Origin of the sequence: Paenibacillus turicensis (assembly GCF_017873435.1) — a bacterium.
GTDB lineage: Bacteria > Bacillota > Bacilli > Paenibacillales > Paenibacillaceae > Fontibacillus > Fontibacillus turicensis.
Genome location: NZ_JAGGKG010000010.1, coordinates 134,091 through 158,867 on the forward strand (window position 1 = coordinate 134,091; position 24,777 = coordinate 158,867).

The following is a 24,777-nucleotide window of genomic DNA, read 5'->3' on the forward strand; positions in this document are numbered from 1 at the left end:
AGCCCTTAAATTGTTATTTCTCTGTTATTTACTTTGTTATTTACTCAAATTTAATTTCTTCGACTAGCTTCATCTGACGGCTTTTGAAAATAGGAACGATGGAACCAAGCAAAGTGATCAGTATCCCCATTCCCCCAGCCATGAGAAATATTGTGGCATCAAGTTTGGGTTCCATAGATATTTTTGGACCAGCAACAAGAAAAATCGTCTGTATTTCTAGATAAGAAACCAAGATCGCAATCACCGTACCAATCAGACCAGAAGAGAACCCCTCTATCAACGTCATTCTCATATTTTGTCGATCACTTAATCCAACAGATTTATACATTGCGATGGCACGCCGTTTTTGCATATAGTTAATGAGCAGATTATTAATAATTCCAACCGCCGCCAATAGTAAAATGAAATAAGTCATGCTATGCATCGGCTGCAAAAAAGCGCCAACAGTAGAAAGTGCATCTGTGTTAAATTCCTCTATGGTTCTACTCCAATTTGTGGTATCTCCAAATAAATTGCGAATTTGTATCATAATGGCGTCAGGATCAGCTGCAGTATAGGCTAACAATCCATATTTTTTCTTCCCAAAATCAGAGACAGCATAACTTGAAGGGATTACCGCTTCTGTATCTGTTGCTCTTGACTTAAAGCTCCCTACAACAACATAAGATTTTGTTATGTCTCCCTTTGACAGTGTGAGCGTATCTCCTACAGAAATACCTCGCTTGTCCATACTAGCCTCGCTTAATAGAATTGAACGCTGCGTAGCAAAGTTAGCGATCTCTTTTTCCTGCATACTCCCTGCTGAATAATGGATAGCAAACATAGAAGTATAGGATGCTAAACTGTCGGTGGCTTCAAGACGTGAAAAAGAAATGTCGTCCCCCTTCACTTCATTATTTAAAACAAAAAGCGGAAGTACCTTATTAATGCCCTCCATCTTTTCTACTTGCTCCACAAATTGCTGCTCCATTTGTCCGTCAGCAAAACCTTGTAACTCTGCCCCATTAAATACATCGCTAATATAAGTAGTGACAAAGCTCCCTACAACACTAATGGCAATAACCGCGGAGATACTAATAAAAAGTAATGTAATATTTTGTGAAATACTTTTGTTATCCCGCATATTCCTTGCCGCAAGCCTGCCCTCATTTCTGAAAATAATGCCATATAACCGTTCAAGTCCCCTCGCAACTAAGTTAGTAACGGGAGGGATGATCAGTATTGTTCCAGCGATAAATCCTAACAAGGAAAAACCACCAGCCACATATAACATATTTTTGGGTGCAAGCCTTGGTAGTAATATAGACAAGACGAACAAAACGAAGCCGATACCATAAATAAAACGTCGGGAAATTGTTGTTTCCTGTATTGTTCCAAGAACAACCTCCTTAATTGGAAGGCGACTTGCCCGTCGTACTGGAATCCATGCACTTAGCAGTGAAACAATTATAGCTACCGCAAACGAAATCAGAATACTATAGGGTGAAATAACAACAGGGATCTCAATGCCCTGTGAAAGCGAATGCCCCATACCCTGCAAAATCAATTTCAGCATAAACACACCTAACGGAATGCCGATTAGTCCCCCCATCACCCCATAAAGCAAGCTTTCCAAAAGAAGAATACGCGTCACTACTTTTTGAGTCGCACCAATGCTACGGAATGTCCCAATAACCGGCAATCGGTCTAGAGTAATAACTTTATAGCTACTGTAAATGATAAAAACACTGATGGTCAAAGAGAAAAAGCTAATCAGAAAAAATGGTATAGACTTTTGTCTTGCATCAGACATGATCTTTGCTTCATTAACAATCTTGGATACAGAATAGTTTTTATCCGAGAGCGACAACTTTAGCTCGTTTACTAAATCATTCGTTGTGATATCCTGGGCTGGCTTAATTAAAATTTTGCTATTCCCACCCCTTTGACCTAAAAGATTAGACAGTGTTGAAACAGGTACAAGCCCCGTTGCTCCTCTTGTATGCCGTAGAAAAACAGTATCGTAAGCCGCAATTTGTGCAACTTCAAATTGGACACCACTTCGCCCAATTTGCAATGTAATGGAATCCCCTTGTTTAATTCCATATTTTGAAGTAAATCGATCCGGAAGAACAATTTTGTTCCCAGTGAAATTATCAATTTCCCCACCATCCAACAAACGTGGCTTATTAATCTGATTCAGTTCTGAGAGTTCAGCCGCAATTAGGTCAACTGTCTCGTAATACCCCTTTTCATGATACAAAGAGCTACTCTCTAGTATCTGAACTTTTGCCCCAATCGAGGGTAAATAAGGAATCTCTTTTGTATCAAGATTGCTGTTCCTATCCTTTGGAGCAGTGACAGAAATTGTCGCACTTCCCGCCATACCTTGTGCCATTTTGCGTTGTGCACTTTCGTAGGAGGTGCTAATGGAAAAAGACACAAATAGCAATGTAGTCGAAAGAAGGATTGATAACAGCATCACCGCGGTTCTCGTTTTACGTTCTTTTACGTTCGTCAAAATATATTTCAATATTATTTTCAAGCCAACACCTACTTTCTATGGAAATATTCCTTTCATTTTTTCAATCCATTCCTTGGTTACATTCCTTAATTTCATTTTTAGTTTATTTTTTCATGGCATTTCTTGTCCTCCTCATAAAAAAAAGATTAGTAGCTATCATCGTTAAATGATAAGCTACTAACCTTAATCTATTTTTTAGGTAACCTTAAGCAATCTTAACCGACCTTAAGTAACCTTAATTCATTAAAAATTGGATTTGAAAGGTAGTTCCAACACCTACTATGCTAGATACGGAAATCGAGCCCTCCTGCTGCTCAACAATGCTTTTAGCAATGGCGAGTCCTAATCCTGTTCCCTCCGGCTTATGCTCCGTATTTGTGCCTCGATAATAACGTTGGAAGAGCATATCTACCTCCTCCGCCGTCATTCCCTTTCCATTATCAGATACAATAATTTGCAGGATCGAATCAGAAAGAAAAACTTGCAGGGAGACTTCTGTATTTTCATCCCCATGCACAAATGCATTAATAATTAAATTTTCAATTCCCCTTTTCATCAACGTTTGGTCAAACGAAAATAAGATTGTATCCTTTGTAGTATCAAAATGAATTGTACGATGTTCATACTCAGGGTGGTTTAAAATATCAATGACGAGTTCCTTTAAAAAGCGCACGATATTTTGCTCCTGCCTTTTCAAGGGCAACATTCCATTTTCTAATTGGTAGGTTAATTTTAAATCGTCAATTAGGGTTTCCATATAAGTTGCATTTTTTAACATAACGCCAGCATATTGATCACATTGTTGCTTTGTTGTAGTCCCATTTTGCTGCAACATTTCTGCATAACCTTTTATAGGGGATAACGGTGTTTTTAAATCATGGGTAATGTTTGCAATCCATTCCTCACGCATTTTTTCTGTCTGTGCTTGAAGCCGATCGCTTGCTTTAATCTCTGTATCCATCTTATTTAAGCTGTCGTATATGCTCTGAAAAGCCCCTCCAGCCTGAATTGGCACATAACTACGTGATGAAATCTCCTTGATTGAAGTCGTGAGCTTATTCATCATTTTGCTTGTCCAAAATCCATATATAATCCCAGAAGCTAAAACAACTATAAATAATATACCCACCACAAAAATGAAAATATTTTTACCGCCTGTAAATTTATCACCATTTAGATACATTGTAATTTTCGAGACGTTCATCGGAAAATAAAGCACATATGCATAGTGTTTTCCACCGTCATTTACCGTTCCAACAAAAGTAGTGATGTCACTATTTTTTAGTTGACCCGCTTGGTTTGTTTGACTTAAATGCAAAAGCTCGATGCTAGAATAAGAATCATTTGCTTGTTTCGGTTTTTGATAACTAAATATCTCCTGTCCTGACTGATCTAACACCTGTAGACCAATCTCATTTTCCTGCAATCGTTCTATTCCACTTTGTTTAACTTGTGCTTTATGATTAGTAAAAATAAACTGATCCTTGAAGTTCTCTGTAAAGACTTTAGGCCAATCGCTTTTTACAGCCTCTCCCCCCGTGGTTTGAATCGTAATCAGCGAATAGAAAAGCATAATTCCTGCAATTATCGTCCCAAGCAATATTAAGGAAAAAATAAGGAAAATATGAAAACTGCTGCGGTAGCCAGACTTTTTCATGCTAATCGGTCCTTTTCTTTAACTTGTATCCTAAGCCTTTAATGGTAATGAGCTGTTTAGGGCTGGAGGGCGTATCCTCAATTTTCTCACGAATGTGCCTAATGTGAACCATGATCGTATTATCACAAATGCTGCTGTATTCACCCCAAACCTGTTCATATAGGCGTTCTTTGCTAATGATCTTATCACCGTTTTCCATCAAATAAGACAATAACAGAAATTCGCGACCCGTCAGGTTAATTTCCTGTCCTGACTTATAAACCCGACAGCTATCCTTATCAAGAGAAAGAGAACCCATAGTCAGTACATTACTACTGCTTAAGGTTGGCATAACCTGATACTGTTGCCGGCGTAACTGCGATTTTATGCGAAATACAACTTCTCTTGGGCTAAATGGCTTTGTAATATAATCATCGCCCCCACTGGAAAGACCTAGGATTTTATCAATATCATCATTTTTGGAGGAAAGAAACAGGATGGAGCAATATGAAAATTGTCGTATTTGTTTGCATACCTCTAATCCGTCAAGATCAGGGAGCATAACATCCAATACAACAACATCTGGATGAAACACCTGACAAAGCTGTATCGCCTCTTGGCCTGTATAGGCTTTCTCAATCATTTGAAAACCATCTTGCTGCAATACCTCTTGCATGAGGTCAACAATATCCTTTTCGTCATCTACCAACAAGATTTTTTTATTCATAGCTATTCCCTGCTTTCTATTATCGCCTTTAAGCTTTTAAAAAAAGCAATTCATATCATTTAAACATGAATAGATCATAACAATAAAAACTTGTGTAGGTCTATAAACAAAAACACCCCCTTATTCCTGAACTGCCACCAAAAGCTAGATTATGTCTAACTTTATGGGGGCACTTCATTTCATCAGGTGGTGTTCTCAATAATCCTTATTTAACTCCTATCCCTTAATTGTAAAAATAGGCTCCATCTCAGCTACAATATCCGCCATCCCATAGTCTACATGAGACTGAATGACAGACGTAATATCCTTATAAGCATAAGGCGCTTCCTTCTTTAGTTCATCTTCCCACTTTTGCAAAATATCTCTGCGGTTTCGGAGATCAGGGCGCTTAGGATCTATCGGATTAATAATCGTGAAATTCTCTATGAATTGTCTGAACAAGGCATCATCCACTTGAAGTGAGCTTCCTCGCGATCGTTGTCGTCCCGCACCATGGCTGGCACTACACAGACTAGCACGATTTCCTTTGCCTGCTAATAAAAAGCTATGCGCCCCCATGGAGCCAGGAATCATAACAGGTTCACCCGTAGCATAAAAAGGGGTGGCACTCATCTGCTCTGCTGACTTCGCTGTACATGAGCCTTTACGATGTAAGTAACCCTCTACTCCCTCCACCGTTTCCTCCCAAACATAGTTATGCGGAGCATCATACAACAATTCATACTGGAAGTCTCTAATTTCTTCAGACAGTGACTTACATAACATCAAACCAAGAAAAAGACGATTCGCAAACGCAAAATTAGCAGCATTATGCAGCAGGCTCCAAAACGCTTGCCACTCCTGCTCAAAACGTTCTGATTTAGGTAAGATATAGATATCGTTTTCTGGATGGGTTAGGTTAGACGGATAAATTTTCTTCATCATTTCCTTAATATACAGTGCACTTTGATGACCAACACTAACTGAACCAGTATGAATCATAAACACAATTTGCTCCTCATGAATGTTCCATTCATTTGCAATGGCATAGTCATGTATTTTCTTCACCTTTTGCACTTCTACAAAATGATTGCCCCCACCAATTGAGCCAATCTGCGCATCCCGACTTAGGCTCGTAGTACCAATAAATTGTTCAAAGCCAAACGCTTCATTGGTGATAAAGGAACCCATCTTGTTCACATTCGACAAATCACGTTCCTGCTGTTTCGCATCATAATACTTCCATATTCCTTCATTTTTAAGCGGCGCATGTGATTCTAGTATTCCAATTAACCCTCTCTTTAAAATTGCCTCACGTTGCACAGAAGTCATCGGAATATCACGTCCGCCCTCAAAAAAGACGTGTCTAATCTTCCCTTCAAGACGTGGCAAATGCGCCCTGACCTCTTCCTCCTTCAAATCCGTTGTATAAAATCGCATCCCACAATTAATATCTTTTCCAACCGCTTGTGGAATGACAAACCCTTCCGTAAACATCGTTGTGCCAATCGGTATACCTGCACCCTTATGAAAGTCTGGTGTAATGGCAACCTCTCTAAGCTTTGCATTACGATCTAAAAAATGAGGATCAGCTTGCTTCAGCCGTTCGATATGCTGTTCTATCGTAAGAAGCCGTTCAAGCTCCTCTAACGCATTTTTTTCTATTTTTACATCATTGTGAATGAAAAAAGAGACGGGGGTTTCGCTTTTTGTTTTACTGTTCCATTGTTTTTGAATAATATTTTCCATAGTTCCATATTAGAACAAAAACAAAAGAGCAGTAAGGTAAAGAAAAGTTATAATAATTTTTTACTAATTTACTAATATGAATAAAAGCGATCATAACTTATCTTGATTAACCTATATATTAATATATTTTTCATCCTTAAGTTTTCTTAAAAATTGAATATATTCTTTCATTTCAAATCGTTGTAGTTCGTAATTCATTTTATTAAATCCATTTTCAATTAGAGCTTTTGAATCAATTGAATCCTCTTCTCGATCTTCTATTTCTTTTAGTGATTTATTATATTCTATGGATCGATTAAGATTTTGAGGTATATCTTTTGGTGAAACAATATGAATATCATCAAACTTATAGGAATTGTACACCGAGTTATCTTTATTCCGTTCCCAATTCTTTTCTAAGTCATCACTAAGTAAAAGTGAAAATGATATATACCATATTTGAGTATTATTACAAAAGTCAGTAATTTCAATATAAAAGTGATATCTATTTATTCTTATCCTATGATTAGATTCATTATTGTTTATTTTCCCACTAGCAGTAAAATACGGATAAATAGGAGACGAAGAAAAATATGTGATTGTTCTATGAGCATATTTTTTTGATAAACGGTTTTTTATTTTACTTGATGCTATTTGAATACCCGTTTTACTAATTCCCAAACTGCGTTCCTCGTCAAAAGTTGAGAATATTTGAGCTCTACTGATACCTCCTACTAAAGGAACAATACTAAGTTTATATTCGAATGGAATAGTGTCCGAGCTTACTGAATTATAAATTTTCACATTAAAAGGATATTTTTTTAATAGATAAGAACGTATACCCGGTTCCATGAGAATGACACTAAAACACCCTTTTTGATTATAACTATTTAACTTTGAGTTTCTTACGCTATATAAATAAACTAAAATCGAAATAAATAATGAAAGTATTGAAATAATATTTTTTTGAAAGAATTCTGTCATAAAATCCGCCAATCTATTTGTTTATTTTTTTGTAATCTTAAACGTAAACTCCCATTTCGCCTCATTTCCTGAGTATCTGCCCCGATTTTCAGTCACAATCACCTTGAGCTTTTTATTCATCGTTTTTTTAATAGAAGATACTTTAATGGATGTCTCTTCTTCATTGTAATCAGGGATTTTATCCTGTTCCTCTGCATATGCCGTTAACTTGATACTATCGCTTGGCTTTAAATTCAGCTTTACGGATTTTCCTTCTGCAATCACCTTCCCGTTCACTGTAGCCTCGGTCGCCCATTCGTTTCCCACATGGTCATTTTCTACTAGCTTAGCACTGACAAAAGTAACCGTAACATTAACCGTCTTGTCCGCTTTCGCCTTTTTATTTGCCGCATCCACATGAACGGGTTGCGCAAACATCACAGTAATTAACAGCATGATCGATAACGCTGAATAGAACATTTTTTTCATTTTAATACTCCCTCTCTAACAAAAAATATTCCTACTATAAAAACTATTAATTATTATAGTAGCCTTTGCAAAAATAGGTCTTTTGAGGTAGAAAAATGCACTTTTGTAAAATAAAAAAAGCAAAAACAAGACTTTAAGTCCTATTTTTGCTCACTAAGTTTAGTTAACAGCTTGATAATTCCCGCTCTATTTTTAGCTAACTTCATATATTTGGGTAAACGATACGAAGCTGTGCGGTGTATAAAACGAGAAGGCTTCTCTCTTAAATCTGCTGAGATATATTGAATCAAATAGTTCAAATGCTCCAAATTAAGTGCCCATACCGCTTTCCCTTGGTAGTTGTCCTTATAGTAATATTCCAGATTAAATATAGGATCATGCCCCTGCTTGATATCACTTTTGTAGTAGCATGACACCTGTGTTTTTTGTAAGACAGTCTGATTTAGCTCATGACAATAGGGACAGTTGATATGAATATGCTTATGCCCCCATTGCTTTTGATTATTAATCTCCAAGTTATACCAACGTTCACAGGTGTCGCATATTCCACTAGCCCGATAACGATATTGAGCTTGCTCTCGTTGAACATACATGCATTGTGTACAGTGCACTTGAATAAAGGAACTAGAATCTCTTTTCACTTTTATAATTTGGGCTAGACCTTTACACTTCGGACATCGCACTGCAACAGGAGCGCCTTCAGATAAAATGGAATAGAAAGAAAACGGCTCTCCTAACTGTTCTGCAAACCTTTTCATCCTTCCACCCCGCTAACACTCTCTTTTACATCATTCTCTTTTGTTTAATCAATTAATTTATGCTGATACCACAACTCACCTTTATATCTACGCAGGAACAACAATCCCCTGACGCCCCACTCCAAATTCATCGCAACCCATACGCCCATAATTCCATATCCTAATGTAATACCTAATATATAACCAAGCACAACCCGGAATAACCACATGCTTAACATCGAAACCATCGATGTATATTTAGCATCTCCTGCGGCGCGAAGTGCTGCTGGCGTCATAAAGCTAATCGACCATAACGAAATTTGCCCAATCAATGTAATGATCAAAATCCAAAATATATCACTGACAATCTCTTGTGGTGGTTGAAAAAATGAAATGAGCGTATTGAAAAATGGCATACAGAGCAGCCCCATTAGCAACAATAAGCCTGAGGATAACCATAAAAATGACCTAATAAACTTTCTTGCGTCCTCTATATTTTTCTGTCCCACACATTGACCTACGACAGTAATTAGGGTTAACATCAGTGCGTTAGAAGGGATTTGAAATAACATCGATAATGAAGCCGCTATCGCATTGGTTGCAATGGCATTTGTACCAAGACTAACGATAAAAATTTGAGTTAAAATTTTTCCACCATTAAAAAACATCTGCTCTGCCGCAAACGGTAAACCGATAAACATAATTTTTTTAAGCATCGTTAAATTAACATGAATCAGTTCTTTTAGCTTCAAATGCAAGCTATGATCGACACGAATCAAATAATAAATCGCGCACCCAGCGGCAAGATATCTCGCCAAATTTACAGAGATGGTCATTCCATATACTCCCATATGTAGACCATGAATAAATACCATATTTAATCCCACGTATACCAGGTTCATAATGAGCGACAACACAAGGGAAGCACGCATTTTACCAATCCCTCTAAGCGCACTACAGACCGCCTCAACAATCCCGATGCCAACATAAGAAATGCCGCTGCCTATTAAATAAATTCTAGCGTTCTCAAAAACTAAAGGGTCTGCTTGACCAAATAAAAGATTTAATAAAGGGTTATGTAATAAGATAATAAATAAGCCGATTCCAAAGGACAGCAAAGCCACAGACGATACAGTTCCTGCTGCTGATTTAGATACCATAACATCATTGCGGCTCCCTTTATATTGGGCTACCACTACCGTCCCACCTGTTGCTACAGCAATAATGACGCTAAGTAAAAATAAATTGATAGAATCTACCATATTGACTGCACTTACTGCTTCTACGCCTGAGGAGCTAATCATAGATGTGTTTAAAATATTTAGACCAACAATAAAGGCCTGATCAATCAACAACGGGATAAACAAACTAATAATTTGGCGATAATCCATCGAGCTACCTGACAAGTATTTCGTTAATACACCTTGGGTTTTCCTCTTTACGATTGCGGTCTCCATAGTATCACTTTCTCTTTTGTCGTATTTTTTTGCATTCCCTGTTTCTAACTTAATTGTAAGCTTTAATACCAACACCCGCTACATGATACTCCTATAACAAAAATCTGTCAATATAATAAAATAGTTTTATTAATATGATTAAAATAGCATAATTTAATAATGAGCATAGTGATAAATTTGGCATAGTCATATTACAAAAAACTAGATACAATAAGACAACTCATGTGTAAAGTAATGGAGGTTGCTTGTCATGGTGGAAAAGAAAATTACTGGTTTTGATTATTTATATCTAGCTTTATATGCATTTGCAGGAATTGGGTTAGAGCTTGTTTTAGTCAACGTAATTGAACCTCTTTTTGGAATGCAGATGAACACATTTACTGTAACGCAACATATCATTCATTGGATCATCACTAGTATTTTGTGGTTAGCTGTCGGGATATTACTCATTCAGTTAGCAAAAAACAAATATGAATTTGATTTATGGGGATATACAAGTAAGTTTAAGAAATGGCAATACATAGGTGTATTACTGTGTATGGTCGTGTCCCTCACTGCACATTACATCGATTGGGGTGGCTTTAAGCCATGGATAGAATTTCAAAGATTAGGTGTCTTAAAATTTAGCTTTCAATATATTTATTATGTCCTTGAGGCTTTTTTGATTTCTCTCATTGTTATTTTTGGTCAACGTGCATGTGAAAAATGGTTTAATAATGAGAAGCTACCTTATGGTGGAATTGTACTTGCTTTATCGTGGGGACTTATGCATATCGTTTCAAAAGGGAGCATCCAAGCAGGTTTATTTACTGCCTTTTATGGATTTCTGTTTGGCTCTGCTTACTTGGTTGCTGGTAAAGACTATAAAAAAGCGCTACCACTAATGTGCTTTATGTTTATCATTTAATCTGCTTTACTTTAGCAAAGGGTTTAAAAAAGGAACCTTTTTCCCACAGCATTCGTGGCAGCGAAGGTTCCTTTTCATTTTGAATTTTACTATCACGTTTACTACACATTTGCTATCACTGTAACTACTCCATGATATTATCTGGATGGGCAACCTCTTTAATTTTTTGTGCAACGTGCTGCTCAGAACCAAGATAATATTTTTCAATCGGATGTAAATGCTCGTCTAATGTATACACTAAAGGAGTTCCTGTAGGCACATTAAGATCGATGACCTCATCCGCAGTTAAATTTTCCAAAAATTTAATTAAGGCACGTAAGCTATTACCATGTGCGGCAATAATAACCTTTTTGCCCTCCTTGATCTGTGGGGCGATTTCCTTTTCCCAATATTCCTCTACGCGGACTACGGTCTCCTTCAGACTTTCTGCTGTGGGTACAGCCTCATCTGGCAGGTCTTTATATTTCACATCATGACGAGGATAACGCTCATCGTCTGCCGTAAGTGCAGGTGGAAGCACATCATAGCTTCTGCGCCATAACATGACTTGCTCTTCCCCATACTTTTGTGCTGTAGTTTCTTTACTTAACCCTTGGAGCGCACCATAATGACGTTCATTCAGCTGCCATGTCTTATGTACTGGAATCCATAGCAAGTCCATTTCCTCTAGTACATAATCTAACGTTTTAATCGCTCTTTTTAAATAAGAGGTATAAGCGATATCAAAGACAAACTGCTCTTCCTTGAGCCATTTGCCTGCTTGCTGTGCTTCTTGTACGCCTTTTGGGGATAAATCCACATCCGTCCAGCCTGTAAAAAGATTAGCTTGATTCCATTTACTTTCGCCATGTCTAATTAATACGAGCTTATGCATGGGCCCACATCCCTTCCACACCATCTATATTACACTTTCAATATACACCACTTTTTTTGTGAATGCATCTTCACGATGGGGATTTATGTAAATCACAATATTGTGATATAATCCCATAAGTGTCTAGAGCAAATGTATTAAATTATATGAGGTGATTACAGCTTGAGCAAACTTGGTATCTTTTTCTTATTATCTTGGTTAACCGGCAATCCGATCCTAGCGATCCTTGTAGTTCTTTTTATTATTTATATTTTAGATCGTAGCTTTGTTGGTATTTTCCCTAGTTTAAGTAAACCATTTAAGCGGCTATCGCAAATTTCTAAGCTACGTCAGCAGGTTGCGATGAGTCCTCATGACGTTTCTGCAAGACGAGAGCTGGCTAGACTTCTGATGGAGCGCAAGAAATATCAGGAAGCTTACGACATCTTCCTTGGTGTCGAGCAAGCACTCGCTAATTCGGCAGATTATTGGAGTGATCGGGGAATTAGCGCTTTAAAGCTAGGGTTAGTTACAGAGGGGAGGCAGGATATTAGTCAAGCCCTCTCTATAAATGATCGTGTTAAATACGGTGAACCTTATTTGCAATTAGCACTAACACTTGCAACAAGTGAACCTGAGCTTGCGCTACAATATGCGGCCAAATATAGTGAAATTAATTCCTCTTCCATCGAGGCGTATTACTTACTAGGCAAATTATACAAAGACATGGGTCATAACGAGAAAGCAAAACAAGCATGGTCAGAAGGTGCAGGCATTTACCGAGCATTGCCAAAATATCAAAAGCGTAAAGAACGCAAATGGGCACTTCGTTGTAATTTTGCTAAAATGGCAGGATGATTTAACCCTATGACATATACTCTAATTTTGTAGTCAAAAAAGGTAGGCTCCCTCACGGAACCTACCTTTATTAATTTACTTCTTCATCTATCAATTTTCCTCAGTGATCAATCTTCTTCATTTTCAGCATCATAGATGCATTTATAATATTCTCTCCCAGACTCATCAATGAAATCAATAATTTGAAAACCAAGATTGCGGAAAAAATCCACAGTGGTATCATCTGTTATTGCCTCTAGTACTGCTGGCTTTTCTTCTAACAGCAATTCCACAATAATGCCTCGTCCATACCCTTTCATCCGTTCGTCAGGACGTACAACAAGGTGCTTTAATTCCATGATGCCGTCTTTAGCGGATGTCACACCAATTAATGCTACGTACTCCTCCTGATCTTCTAATGCGTATAAAATACAGTCATCTTCAGCATATTGCTTCATCACCTTCTGTAAAGCATCTGGATCAGCAAATACTGCATATTCTAGGAGCTCCTTTATTGAAGCCTCTTCTACCTTTGAAGAAACATTAACTAACATGCCTTTCACCTCTTATCCAACTATCTCGCATGAAACTGTATCATAAAAATACCAAATAGTAAAATTTACATTCCATTAACTCACCGCTGATGCTCCCCAATCACTGTTACTTTAAAATATTTTTGAATATGTGACTCAACTTTTTAAAATTAGGGGTTATTAAAGTAAGCAAAATAAGCGTAGGTGCAGAGAGATGGTGTAGAAGCGGTAGCGTCCGCCTTTAAAGACTGTTTTTTGTCCTAACCAATATATAATTCAAAAAAATCAGGATTTAACAGCGGTTGAAACCACTCTCTGCGTCGTAGCTTCTTACTTCTAATCAACACCTAATTTTAGCCTTTTGAGTCAAATATGCAAAAATACAAACCATTTAGGAGGCTGTATTCATGTTAAACCGTTTTTATGCCCGTACGGCAAAAATAATGCTTGGGGTAACTACCTTAATCGCGGTAAGCACCTCAGGCAATAGCTCTGTCTGGGCGGAGACAAACACGACAACCCCCTTAGCTTCTTCACCGATCAAAAATGTCATTATACTTATTCCAGATGGAATGGCCCATGAAGCCACTACACTAGCAAGATGGTATAAAGGTTCGTCGTTAACCCTTGATTCCATGGCAAGTGGGCTCGTCCGCACATACTCAGCAGATGCAGCGATTGCTGATTCTGCTCCTGCAGGAACCGCTTTTGCTACAGGCTACAAATCACACACAGGCTATGTGGGTGTGCTACCAGATCAAGTAACGATGCCTGGACTGCAAAAACAAGCAGCTGGAGATGCGAAAAAACCGGTAGCTTCCATACTTGAAGCCTCTAAGCTAGCGGGCAAAGCAACAGGCATTATCGCGACATCTGAAATCATGCATGCCACACCTGCAGATTTCTCTGCACATTATCCAGACCGCAAAAATTACGACGCATTAAGTAAACAACAGGTATACAACGGAATTGATGTTGTGCTTGGAGGTGGAAGCAAATATCTTGAGCCTGCTGGGCGTAAAGATGGCGAGAACTTAGTTCATGCGATTAAGTCTTTAGGTTATGAGTACGTTACAACACCAGAAGCCTTGAAGAGTTCAAACAGCAACAAGCTATGGGGAATGTTTTCTCCAGCAGGTATGGCTTATGAAATGGATCGAGATGCTACGAAAGAGCCAAGTCTTGCGGACATGACGGCAAAAGCGATTGAAGTTTTGTCCAAGGATAAGGATGGATTTTTCTTAATGGTTGAAGGTAGTAAAGTAGATTGGGCCTCTCACGCAAATGATCCTATTGGCGTAATTAGTGATGTGCTCTCCTTCGACGATGCAGTTAAAGTGGCTCTAGATTATGCAAAATCCAATTCTGAAACAGCGGTCATCGCTGTAACCGATCATGCCAATGGCGGGTTAACGATTGGAAATACGAAAACAACTAGCACCTATGACGAAGAGCCGCTTTCTACCTTTATTGATCCACTTAAAAAAGCTAAACGTACAGGTGAAGGTGTTGAAAAGCAACTTACCGCAGACCGTTCTAATGTACAAGCTGTTATGAAGGATTTTTATGGAATTACAGATCTAACTGTTGAAGAGATCACGGCCATTAAAAAAGCAAAGGCAGGAAGTCTCAACTATGTAATCGGTCTGATGATTAGTAAACGTGCAGGCATTGGCTGGACAACAGGTGGACATACAGGCGGGGATGTTGTTTTGTACACCTATGCGCCTAACAATGACCGTCCATTTGGTGTCATTGAAAATACGGATGTTGCTAAATATATGGCACGTGTGCTTGACCTAAACCTAGATACAACAAGTAAGAAGCTCTTTGTTCCTGCTAAGCAAGCCTTTACTGCCAAAGGCGCAACGTACAAACTGCACCTTGACGACGCTAAAAACCCTAAAATTATCGTTACCAAAGGGAATTCCAAGCTTGAGCTACACATATACAAAAACGTTGCGATTTTAAACGGTAAAACGATTTCCCTACAAGGCGTTATCGTTTATAACGGTGTTGAAGCCTTTGTTCCACAAGAAGCGATTGATTTAATTGATTAAATGTCAATTGTCATATAATAAGCGATAGCTACCATAAAAAGTTCAAGTAAATACAAGCAGGATGAAGTAGAGAGCTCTCCTACTTAATCCTGCTTTTTAGTTTAACACTTGCAATTCAGATAATTCCTAGTATAATACTCGGTAAATATAAATTAAGATTGGAGTTGGCATCATGTCTAAAGCCGTTTATAGTATGTATGAGACAGTTAATGATTACCTTGATTTACTCAATTATGCAAAGCAGCTTCATGATGTAGAATGGCAACAAGCTATTATTCAACAATTGAAACAACTGCATAATACTAATTTCACTTTAAATGAAACCATCGAAGAAATTAAGCACATTCAAGATACTGAGGACACTCAGGGCCTCCAAGATGTTGAAAGTGACACGACCTCCACAAAGCTATGGGATCGACTCGATGAAATTAATACGAATATGATCAGCTTGTTCCTTGCAATCAGTCAAACAAAGGACGAGGAAGAAAAAAACGTATTATTACATGCACTCCATGAGCTAAAGCAAGAGCAAATTATAGTTTCTGAAAAGTTAAAAGCCCAGTCTTAAAATGACAAAAATACAGAGAATATGCATCATCATATCTTATATATAATAATGTTTACTAAATGAAGGAGGAATGCCTAACTATGATTACATATAAGCTAGGACAAGAAATTACTGCACCCCAGTTGATTGAGTTGTTCCGTTCATCTGGCATTAAACGCCCCCTTGATCAGCCAGAGCGTATTAACAACATGATTAAGCATTGTGATATTTTGTATACGGCTTGGGATAACGATACGCTAGTTGGTGTGGCTAGAGCGATCAGTGATTTCAGCTATTGCTGTTATCTATCTGATCTTGCAGTCGCTAAGTCACACCAACAGCAAGGGATTGGTGAAGCCCTCATTCAACATGTACGTGACCAACTTGGCGATGAGGTTTCACTGCTTTTGTTATCTGCGCCCTCTGCAATGGACTATTATCCTAAAGTAGGTTTTGAGCTTGCAAATAACGCCTTTTTAATTAAACGAAAGCGATAGTGATTGGTCATGTAAGTTTAAAAAATCCTGCTCCATGCGCTGCTAGCTCTACCTGTAACCCTTCTGATTTCGTGCCTACATCTTCTCTTAGCCATAAATCGCGAACAGCATAGTTCGTATGCTCAGCTAATCCTAACTCAGAGAAGCTCACTTTTACTTGCTCTTTTTGCTCACTAAGGTTAAACATCGCTACATAAATACTGCCATCTTCATCCATTGCAGTCCATACCGCCTGCGAATCAGTACGATACACTTGCTTATTTTTCTGGGAATGTGTCGTTACTCTGATGACTTCAGGATTCGTAATTAACTGTAGTGTCCATTCGTCATTGTTACGTAGCTCCCCGCCAAAAAATAAAGGCGAACGGAAAATACTCCATAACGTCATCATCGTCACTTGCTCATCTTGTGTAAATTGACTCCATTTAGGTTCATGATCAGAATGAGTACGAACCCGAATATTACCTAAAGGTAACATATCACAGTCAGGCCAATTCCCTTCCCCGCTGATCCCTTCCCATTTTTCACAACGTTCAAACATATCTGCGAGCAATCGCCATGAATCCCAGAAATCATCCGTCATTCTCCACATATTTGCATTTTCTGTTAACAGCTCAGCTTCTTCTCTTGGTGCAGGCCCAGGGGACAAGCTTAACACCATTGGTCTCCCACAATGATCTATCGCTTTACGAATCATTTGGATTTCTTGATCGTGAATGCCGTATAACCTTGAAGCGGCGATATCATCTACCTTTACAAAATCAACACCCCACTGCGCATACAGCTCAAATAATGAATTGTAATATTGCTGTGCGCCTTCTTTTGTACAATCAACCCCATACATGTCAGTATTCCATGGACAAATTGAATTCGGATGGGCGATCTGTCGTGTAGTAACCGTTGTTCCTAAAATCGGAGTATTTCTATGAACTGCCTGGCGAGGAATACCACGCATAATATGAATACCAAACTTTAAACCAAGATCATGCACATAGTCACTAAGCGGTTTAAAGCCCTTGCCATCCTGCGCAGACGGAAAACGATTCACCGCAGGCATAAGCCTAGAATATTCATCCATTTCAAGCTCAGTAAATGAACGATATTCATGAGAGTACGCGCCAGGCTCATACCACTGGATATCCACAACGACATACTCCCAGCCATATTGCTTAAGATGGGTAGCCATATACTCTGCATTGCCGCGAATTTCTTCTTCGTTTACACTAGCTCCATAGCAGTCCCAGCTATTCCAGCCCATAGGTGGTGTTACAGCAACTTTAGTCATTTGTGTTCCCATTTTTTATACCATCCTTATCATATAAATTTGGATTCATATTTGAGGCTCTATTTAGAAAATAGTCCTTGACACTTGCATATTTTTATTAACGCTTGGATTAATATATTCATTAATGATATAATTCAATTATTAATTCATGGAGGAATGATACATGATTCAAGCTTCAACCGATTTAAAATGGCTGCCCTTATATGAAGCGCTCGCTAGTGATGTTAGACTCAAAATGATTGAATTGCTAGCTAAACAGCCTATGAATAACAAAGACCTCGCTGCCAATTTACATATAAGTAGCGCAATTGTGACCTCACATGTTCGCAAGCTTCAAGAAGCAGGCATTGTCGAATCTAAGCTTGAGCGTATTAATGGTGGTACGCATAAAATTAATCGCCTTTGTGTAGAAGGAGTTCAGCTTTTATTTCCTACTCAAAATACAACGATGCGTCATTTCCATGAAGTGTCTATTCCTGTTGGGCATTACATGAAGTTTGCAGTAGAGCCTACCTGTGGCTTGGCTACAACAGAAAAAGTTATCGGTCAATTTGATGAGCCCCGTTATTTTTACGATCCAGAGCGGGTAGATGCGAACATTTTGTGGTTCGGAACAGGTTTCGTAGAATATCACATTCCAAACTATGTGTTGTCCTCGCAACGGTTAACCGAAATTGAAATTTCGATGGAAATTAGCTCTGAAGCACCTGGCATTGCTGAAAATTGGCCTTCCGATATTTCTTTCTACTTAAATGATATTCCACTTGGCTTCTGGACTAGTCCTGGTGACTCTGGAAACGGTCGTGGCACGTATACACCTAAATGGTGGTCCGACAATACGAATCAATACGGCTTACTGAAAATTATACGAATTAGCGATGAAGGTACGTTTATCGATGGTCAACAAATTTCACAAACGAGCCTTCAAGATTTAAAGCAAACCCGTAACAGCTGGAATTTACGTTTTGCTGTTGAACATGATGCTAAAAATGTCGGTGGCTTTACTTTGTACGGTAAAGGCTTTGGCAACTACAATCAGGATATTACTTTTAAAACGTATTATGAAGAATAAACGTTATTAAACCAAAGAGCCTATCCACTACAAATGGTAGGCTCTTTAATTATGATTTAACTGGTTAGCTCACTTTCCCATCGGTTATCTCCTGGCATGGGACAGCTACGATCCTTCCATTTCGCAACAACTGGAATTAGACAACCACATAGCAAGCATGTGATGCCATCCTGTAGCTTAGGGCAATCTGCGCATTTAGCCAAACGCGCTTGATATTGTTCATCTGATACACAACGTTCAGGCGGAAATAAGGAGGCTTGATCAAGAATACGCCGAATACGTTCATCTGTAACTTGAAACTCTGGACTGCACCCTTTGCATCCTTGAGTCATGGCACTCCCCTCCTGTCTGCTTTGCATTAAGCCTTTAGTTCAAGCATAGTGACAGACATGGCTGGCAACTCAATGCTTAAGCTTCCTGCTTCTAGTTTAAACGCTGTAAATGCTTTAGGTGCAACACGATCAGTTTGGTCAAATGTATTATGCGCGTCCATAGTATCACCTGTCAGCGTAGTTCCTGTAATCTTAGCGTTATCCGTTGCTACACCACGTAGCTGTAGTGAAACGTTAGATGCAGTATTTGGATTCAAGTTACACAAGCTAATATGAATCGTTCCTTCTGCATTGATCGATGCCGACACAGACACCTCTGGAATTTCCTTATCTCCATACTTATAAGTGCTAGTAGCAGTTAGGGATAAATCAAGTCGTTCTGCATCTTGATGCACCTTAAACATATCAAGCACATGATAAGTTGGTGTTTTCAGCATTTTATCGCCTTCGGTTAAAATAACTGCCTGTAATACGTTAACAAGCTGCGCCAAATTCGCCATGCGTACGCGATCGTTATGATTATGGAAAATGTGCAACGTAGCACCGGCTACAAGCGCATCCCGAATACTATTTTGTTGATATAAAAATCCCGGGTTAGTTCCTGGCTCAACTTCATACCAAGTTCCCCACTCATCTACAATCAAGCCTACACGTTTGTTAGGATCATATTTATCCATAATCGTTTTATGACGTGTAATTAATTCATCCATATGCAATGCCTTGTCTAGCGTCTCAAACCACTCATCCTCAGCAAAACCAGTCGCAAATCTCTTTTCCTCCCAACGTGGGCCAGGAACAGTATAATAATGCAACGTAATGGAATCCATATAAGGTGTAGCTTCGCGCATAAGTACTTCCATCCAGTTGTAATCGTCTACGTTAGGTCCGCAGGCAATACGATGAATTTTGTTGTCCCCATAATTACGAACGTAGGTCTGGTAACGACGATACAAATCAGCATAATATTGCGGACGCATATTGCCGCCACAACCCCAGTTTTCATTACCAACACCAAAATATTTAATCTTCCAAGGCTCTTGACGTCCATTTTCAGCACGTAATTTAGCCATAGGAGAAATACCTTCAAATGTAAGATACTCTACCCACTCCGCCATCTCTTGCACTGTACCGCTACCTACATTCCCGTTAATATACGGCTCACAGCCAAGCATGTCACACAGCATCATAAATTCATGTGTACCAAAGTGATTATTTTCTACAACGCCACCCCAATGTGTGTTTACCATCGTTTTACGATTTTCAGGTGCACCAATACCATCTTTCCAATGGTATTCATCCGCAAAGCAACCACCTGGCCAACGAAGCACAGGAATAGATAAATTTTTAAGCGCTTCCAAAACATCGTTACGAATTCCCTTTGTATTCGGGATTTTAGAATCTTCCCCTACCCACATACCTTCATAAATACAACGTCCTAGATGCTCAGAGAAATGACCATAAATATTTTTATCAATAACGCCCTTACGTACATCTCCATTAAGGATACCTTGTGAAGTCAAATTAAAAAGCCACCTTCCATTGATTAATATAAACATTAATTGATTAATGAATTTATTAATATTATAAAACGTTACTATTGTATCGTCAATCTCAATCAAGTAAATTAAAATCATAGATTGCATACTTCCAGCAAATAAGGAGAGTTATCCAATGAAAGCAATTCAGATCACCGAGTTTGGCTCCACAGAGCATATGAAATACGTAGATGTTAATGTCCCTAAGCTGACTTCAAAGCAGGTCTTAATCGCTGTCAAATCAACAAGTGTGAATTTCGGAGATATTAAAGCAAGGTATGGAAACAAAGGACAAAAAACGCCCCCCTTTATTCCAGGATTAGAGGCTGCAGGCATCATTGAACGTATAGGAGACGAGGTCACCTCACTTTCTATTGGTCAAAGGGTACTAGCCTTTCCACATGAGGGCTCATATGCAGAATATGTTGTTGCCGATGAAAATCTAACGTTTGGGCTGCCTGATTTCGTTGAATTTGATGTGGCTGGCGCATGTGGAATAACTTCCTTCTTATCCTACAAATTACTTGCAGACATCGCTAAAATAAAGGCTGGAGAAAACGTCTTGATTCATTCTGCTTCAGGTGGTGTTGGCACAACTGCAATACAGATTGCGAGGGCATTGGGTGCAAATATGATCATTGGGGCTGTTGGTCATGAAAATAAATATCCAGTTGCCCTCGAAGCTGGTGCTGATCACGTTGTATGCTATTCAGATGAATCATTTTCAGACAAAGTGATGGAGATTACCAATGGCAAAGGTGTTCATATCGTACTCGATTCTGTGGGTGGAACGATTACAGCACAAAGCATGCAATGCTTATGTAATTATGGACGTCTAGTCGTTTTTGGTAATTCTAGTGGAACATATGCCCAGCTCACTACAGACCAACTGCATTCAAGCTGTCGTTCCGTACTTGGTTTTAGTTTTGCGACAACACGCAAAGAACAACCAGAGTCTCTACAGGGCATCGCTAGAGAAGTTTTTAGACTACTAGAAAGTGGACAACTTCATATTAAAATTAGCAAAAAAATGCCTCTAGCAGATGCCGCAGCTGCACACCAGCTTATAGAAAGCAGGCAAAGTACAGGTAAAATTGTGCTTTATACAATGGGGATTTAGAATAACTAGAGCAAGCCAGAATAGTAAGATTAAGCTAGATTGAGCTAGAACAAGCTTAAAGAAGCATTTGCTCCAGCTCGTCTGCGATCATAACCGCATTTTGAGCTGCCTCCTTAGCAGAGCAAGACATCTCATTGGTTTTAGCTTCGATCTGTGCGGCAGCTTGTAGTAACTGCGTAAAGGCCTCGCTTCCAGCGGAAATATATTTTGCACTATCACTAATTTGCTGCATGCTTTGATCTGACAATGTAACAGTATCGTTAAGTTTATCCCCAATTTCTACAAGCAAACCTGTAATTTGAGTTGAAAATTGTTTGGTTTGTTCAGACATGTCCTTAACAGCATGGGATACCACCTGAAAGCCCCGTCCATGTTCCCCCGCTCGCGCTGCCTCGATAGAGGCATTAAGGGCAAGCAATCCACTCTGATCTGCGAGCAAACGGATTGAAGTTGCCATCTGTTCAATATTTTCTAACGCTTGCATCAGCGCGTTGATCTGTTCTTGCTGTCGTTTCATCTTTTGCTCCACCGCACGATATGAAAGCAATACATCCTCCAAGGCGACCTTGCCTTGCCCTGACCATTCATTCATAACATGGGTTAAACTTATACTTTCCATTGCTTCCTGTACGGCTAATTGTACTGTATGCTTGATCTGGTGAATTCCTTCATAGCTTTGCTTTACTACATCAGTTCGATGCTTATCCGCTTTCTTTTGCAGCTGCTGCATTACGGCTAAAATATCACGAATAGTAAGTACGCCAAGGATGTGCTCTCCCTCTTTCACAAGCAAACAGTCATAAAAACGTTCGTCCTCCCGCAGCATCGCTTGATTAATAATGTCTACGACAGGCATTTCTAGATCAATCACTAACGTATGTAGGTCTGCAAAGATGGATACAGGTTTATCATAAAATAAGGCAGCCGCAAATCTGCCAGTAAAGTGCCGACTATAATTATCTCTCATAATTATTCCTAATGGTTGCTCATTATCAACTACAATTACACAAGGGATATCTGCCTCTTTTTTCAAAAGAGCTAATAGCTCCTTGCAGCACATTTCCTTTTCTATGATTGGCACCTTTCTGTAAGGCACATAATGGGTAATGAGCTTTCTATCATTTGTTTTGATCGATAATGGGTGTTCTGCTGATATCATACTTTAGCCCCCCTTTTACTAGGGCGTGTCTGAAAACTCACTCAAGGTCATCTATTACCGCCTTTTCGCCTCCTACTGCGTTACTTTTCCTTGACTTACCCCGGTAAGCCTGCGAAAAAGTGCCTTGTATGAAGCAAAAATTCGCCAATATATACTCCCTGCTGACTTTTTAGACACGCCCTAGTTCTAGCGATGGGAACATCATAGCGATTTATTGTTAATTCCAACAACCATTTATATTTTCCTTATGTAAAAACACAAAAAAGTCAAAAAAAAGAAGAAAAAATTTCTTTTCTTCTCCCCTGTATAAATTCCCCTTCTATATATTGGCTCTTTATTTAAATTAGTGGTTGAGAACACCTCAAACAAGCGAAGGGGCAAAGAGATGTTGGAAAAGCGATAGCGGCCGCCTTTAAGGTCACATAGTCAACCACTAATTTTTATTTAGAGCCTATTATTTTTTGTTAACAATCTCTGTGCTACCATCGTCATAACCTACAATCACAAGCTCAGCAATATCCACAAACAAGCCATGATCCACGACCCCCACCATTGCCTTTAGTTCTTCACTTAGAGTGGAAGGTGATTCGATTTTTTCAAAGGAAGCATCTACGATGTAGTTACCATTATCCGTTACATATAACTCATCGTTGTTCATCCGCATTTCAAAAGGCACATCATATTTTTTACGTAATTGATTTAAGGTCCATTCATACGTAAAAGGAATAATTTCAATCGGCAACTTGAACTTACCTAAATGCTCAACCCGTTTATCTGCACCAGCAATAACGATAAAGCGTTTACTGTTAATCGCAACTAGCTTTTCACGTAACAATGCACCGCCGCCACCTTTTATTAAGGCTAAGCTTGGATCAAATTCATCTGCACCATCAATCGCTAAATCAAGCTCCGTCACATCCGCAGCTTCGATTAAAGGAATATTATTTTTACGTGCTAATTCCTCGGAAGCCTTAGATGTAGCAATTGCAGACACCTTTAACCCCTCTGCTACACGTTGTCCAATTTTCTCTATAACATAAAACGCAGTAGAGCCTGTTCCAAGTCCAATCACCATGCCATCTTCAACGAATTCTGCCGCACGATATCCTGCTGCTTGCTTTGCATTCATAATCTAATAACCTCCCTGATATATGTAAACTTGACCTAAACCAAACAGTTCACGAAATATAATAGCAGAAATCGCAGTACAGTTAAACACTATTGTGAAATATGCAAAATTTCAAAGATTTCTCCAGAATGATCACTCGGACGTTGAATATAGAAATCCACAACCTCATATTCCCATTTTTCAGGATTATACAGCACTAATTGACAAACGCTATTATTTTGCAATCCAGAGTCAAAACGGAAAGAGGCAAGTGATGTTGTTTTATCGATATTTTTTTTGGAAATGGTAGCATACTTGCATTTAGCTAGGTCGTGATGAATGTTTACCTTTGCAGGTACAGTGGTTTTAATTTTTTGCCAACCAAAAGATTTTAATATGTTGTCATAATAACCTTCAAATATAAATTTATTCATTCCATCTTGATTATTCCACAGGTACAGTGGTGCATATGTCTTTTGAGTTGGCTCATCCTGAATCAAATAAGCTTTAAATATTAAGCTTTGAAAGCCATCTGTTTTAGCCCCATTATCTGCTACCCTTTTACGAATCACGTTCATATCATAGTCATTAGGCAATGTAATTTCATATTGCATACCAATCATTCATATTCACTTCCCTTCGCCTTCCATTATACAAAATTAAATCCAGCATACCAATAAAAAAACTCCAGCCCATGCACTTTAAAGCATAAG

General features: G+C 38.7%; 23 protein-coding genes. 7 read left to right on the forward strand and 16 right to left on the reverse strand.

Translation table 11 applies throughout. The features are described 5' to 3' along the window. Positions 1-40: 40 nt before the first annotated feature. The 8 genes from J2Z32_RS12145 to J2Z32_RS12180 form a co-directional block, all read right to left on the reverse strand. The gene (locus J2Z32_RS12145) at positions 41-2,500 is read right to left on the reverse strand and encodes an ABC transporter permease (protein ID WP_210089434.1); all 2,460 of its coding nucleotides are present in this window, start codon (positions 2,498-2,500) and stop codon (positions 41-43) included. A gap of 238 nt (positions 2,501-2,738) precedes the next feature. Further along, positions 2,739-4,160 (reverse strand): sensor histidine kinase, encoded by a 1,422-nt coding sequence (locus J2Z32_RS12150; RefSeq protein WP_210089435.1) that lies wholly within the window; start codon positions 4,158-4,160, stop codon positions 2,739-2,741. A gap of 1 nt (position 4,161) precedes the next feature. Next, positions 4,162-4,866 (reverse strand): response regulator transcription factor, encoded by a 705-nt coding sequence (locus J2Z32_RS12155; RefSeq protein ID WP_210089436.1) that lies wholly within the window; start codon positions 4,864-4,866, stop codon positions 4,162-4,164. Positions 4,867-5,082: 216 nt separating this feature from the next. Continuing rightward, a complete protein-coding gene (locus J2Z32_RS12160) occupies positions 5,083-6,594 on the reverse strand; it encodes an RtcB family protein (protein WP_210089437.1) in 1,512 nt (503 codons plus the stop codon). Between the two features lie 111 nt (positions 6,595-6,705). After that, entirely contained in the window at positions 6,706-7,557 is an 852-nt protein-coding gene (locus J2Z32_RS12165) for a hypothetical protein (protein ID WP_210089438.1), read from the reverse strand. A gap of 21 nt (positions 7,558-7,578) precedes the next feature. Next, complete coding sequence (locus J2Z32_RS12170; protein ID WP_210089439.1) at positions 7,579-8,025, reverse strand: hypothetical protein; 447 nt, start codon at positions 8,023-8,025, stop codon at positions 7,579-7,581. Between the two features lie 140 nt (positions 8,026-8,165). Next, positions 8,166-8,783, reverse strand: a complete 618-nt coding sequence (locus J2Z32_RS12175; protein ID WP_210089440.1) for a hypothetical protein — start codon at positions 8,781-8,783, stop codon at positions 8,166-8,168. A 44-nt stretch (positions 8,784-8,827) separates the two neighbouring features. Next, entirely contained in the window at positions 8,828-10,219 is a 1,392-nt protein-coding gene (locus J2Z32_RS12180; protein ID WP_210089471.1) for an MATE family efflux transporter, read from the reverse strand. 250 nt (positions 10,220-10,469) lie between these two features. On the opposite strand from J2Z32_RS12180, the gene J2Z32_RS12185 reads away from it, so the two are divergent. Then, complete coding sequence (locus tag J2Z32_RS12185) at positions 10,470-11,126, forward strand: hypothetical protein (protein WP_210089441.1); 657 nt, start codon at positions 10,470-10,472, stop codon at positions 11,124-11,126. A gap of 124 nt (positions 11,127-11,250) precedes the next feature. On the opposite strand, the gene gpmA is transcribed toward J2Z32_RS12185, so the two are convergent. Further along, positions 11,251-12,000: a 2,3-diphosphoglycerate-dependent phosphoglycerate mutase gene (gene gpmA, locus J2Z32_RS12190; RefSeq protein WP_210089442.1), complete on the reverse strand. Its 750-nt coding sequence runs from the start codon at positions 11,998-12,000 to the stop codon at positions 11,251-11,253. A 162-nt stretch (positions 12,001-12,162) separates the two neighbouring features. On the opposite strand from gpmA, the gene J2Z32_RS12195 reads away from it, so the two are divergent. Further along, complete coding sequence (locus tag J2Z32_RS12195; protein ID WP_210089443.1) at positions 12,163-12,837, forward strand: tetratricopeptide repeat protein; 675 nt, start codon at positions 12,163-12,165, stop codon at positions 12,835-12,837. 107 nt (positions 12,838-12,944) lie between these two features. Here J2Z32_RS12195 and J2Z32_RS12200 read toward each other — a convergent pair whose 3' ends face one another. Then, entirely contained in the window at positions 12,945-13,370 is a 426-nt protein-coding gene (locus J2Z32_RS12200; RefSeq protein WP_210089444.1) for a GNAT family N-acetyltransferase, read from the reverse strand. 386 nt (positions 13,371-13,756) lie between these two features. Between J2Z32_RS12200 and J2Z32_RS12205 the strand changes: the two genes are divergently transcribed. The 3 genes from J2Z32_RS12205 to J2Z32_RS12215 all read left to right on the forward strand — a co-directional run bounded on the left by J2Z32_RS12205 (position 13,757) and on the right by J2Z32_RS12215 (position 16,453). Continuing rightward, positions 13,757-15,409, forward strand: coding sequence for an alkaline phosphatase (locus tag J2Z32_RS12205; RefSeq protein WP_245251410.1), 1,653 nt, complete (start codon positions 13,757-13,759; stop codon positions 15,407-15,409). Between the two features lie 172 nt (positions 15,410-15,581). Next, complete coding sequence (locus tag J2Z32_RS12210) at positions 15,582-15,977, forward strand: hypothetical protein (RefSeq protein WP_210089445.1); 396 nt, start codon at positions 15,582-15,584, stop codon at positions 15,975-15,977. An 80-nt stretch (positions 15,978-16,057) separates the two neighbouring features. Beyond that, positions 16,058-16,453: a GNAT family N-acetyltransferase gene (locus tag J2Z32_RS12215; protein WP_210089446.1), complete on the forward strand. Its 396-nt coding sequence runs from the start codon at positions 16,058-16,060 to the stop codon at positions 16,451-16,453. A gap of 7 nt (positions 16,454-16,460) precedes the next feature. Here J2Z32_RS12215 and J2Z32_RS12220 read toward each other — a convergent pair whose 3' ends face one another. Next, the gene (locus J2Z32_RS12220) at positions 16,461-17,750 is read right to left on the reverse strand and encodes a glycoside hydrolase family 27 protein (protein ID WP_210089447.1); all 1,290 of its coding nucleotides are present in this window, start codon (positions 17,748-17,750) and stop codon (positions 16,461-16,463) included. A 151-nt stretch (positions 17,751-17,901) separates the two neighbouring features. Here J2Z32_RS12220 and J2Z32_RS12225 point away from each other — a divergent pair, with 151 nt between their 5' ends. Then, positions 17,902-18,810 carry an ArsR/SmtB family transcription factor gene (locus J2Z32_RS12225; protein WP_210089448.1) on the forward strand — a complete coding sequence of 303 codons (909 nt, stop codon included), beginning with the start codon at positions 17,902-17,904 and terminating at the stop codon, positions 18,808-18,810. A 56-nt stretch (positions 18,811-18,866) separates the two neighbouring features. On the opposite strand, the gene J2Z32_RS12230 is transcribed toward J2Z32_RS12225, so the two are convergent. Together J2Z32_RS12230 and J2Z32_RS12235 are read right to left on the reverse strand one after the other, a co-directional pair. Further along, a complete protein-coding gene (locus J2Z32_RS12230; RefSeq protein WP_210089449.1) occupies positions 18,867-19,142 on the reverse strand; it encodes a hypothetical protein in 276 nt (91 codons plus the stop codon). Between the two features lie 26 nt (positions 19,143-19,168). Beyond that, positions 19,169-20,698 (reverse strand): alpha-N-arabinofuranosidase, encoded by a 1,530-nt coding sequence (locus J2Z32_RS12235; RefSeq protein WP_210089473.1) that lies wholly within the window; start codon positions 20,696-20,698, stop codon positions 19,169-19,171. A gap of 115 nt (positions 20,699-20,813) precedes the next feature. On the opposite strand from J2Z32_RS12235, the gene J2Z32_RS12240 reads away from it, so the two are divergent. Next, on the forward strand, positions 20,814-21,797 hold the full coding sequence (locus J2Z32_RS12240) for a quinone oxidoreductase family protein (protein ID WP_210089450.1): 984 nt from the start codon (positions 20,814-20,816) through the stop codon (positions 21,795-21,797). A 55-nt stretch (positions 21,798-21,852) separates the two neighbouring features. Here J2Z32_RS12240 and J2Z32_RS12245 read toward each other — a convergent pair whose 3' ends face one another. The 3 genes from J2Z32_RS12245 to J2Z32_RS12255 all read right to left on the reverse strand — a co-directional run bounded on the left by J2Z32_RS12245 (position 21,853) and on the right by J2Z32_RS12255 (position 24,687). After that, a complete protein-coding gene (locus tag J2Z32_RS12245; RefSeq protein ID WP_210089451.1) occupies positions 21,853-22,956 on the reverse strand; it encodes a methyl-accepting chemotaxis protein in 1,104 nt (367 codons plus the stop codon). Positions 22,957-23,410: 454 nt separating this feature from the next. After that, positions 23,411-24,085 (reverse strand): ribose-5-phosphate isomerase RpiA, encoded by a 675-nt coding sequence (gene rpiA / locus J2Z32_RS12250; RefSeq protein WP_210089452.1) that lies wholly within the window; start codon positions 24,083-24,085, stop codon positions 23,411-23,413. Positions 24,086-24,174: 89 nt separating this feature from the next. Then, positions 24,175-24,687: a DUF4865 family protein gene (locus tag J2Z32_RS12255; RefSeq protein ID WP_210089453.1), complete on the reverse strand. Its 513-nt coding sequence runs from the start codon at positions 24,685-24,687 to the stop codon at positions 24,175-24,177. Positions 24,688-24,777 lie beyond the last annotated feature (90 nt).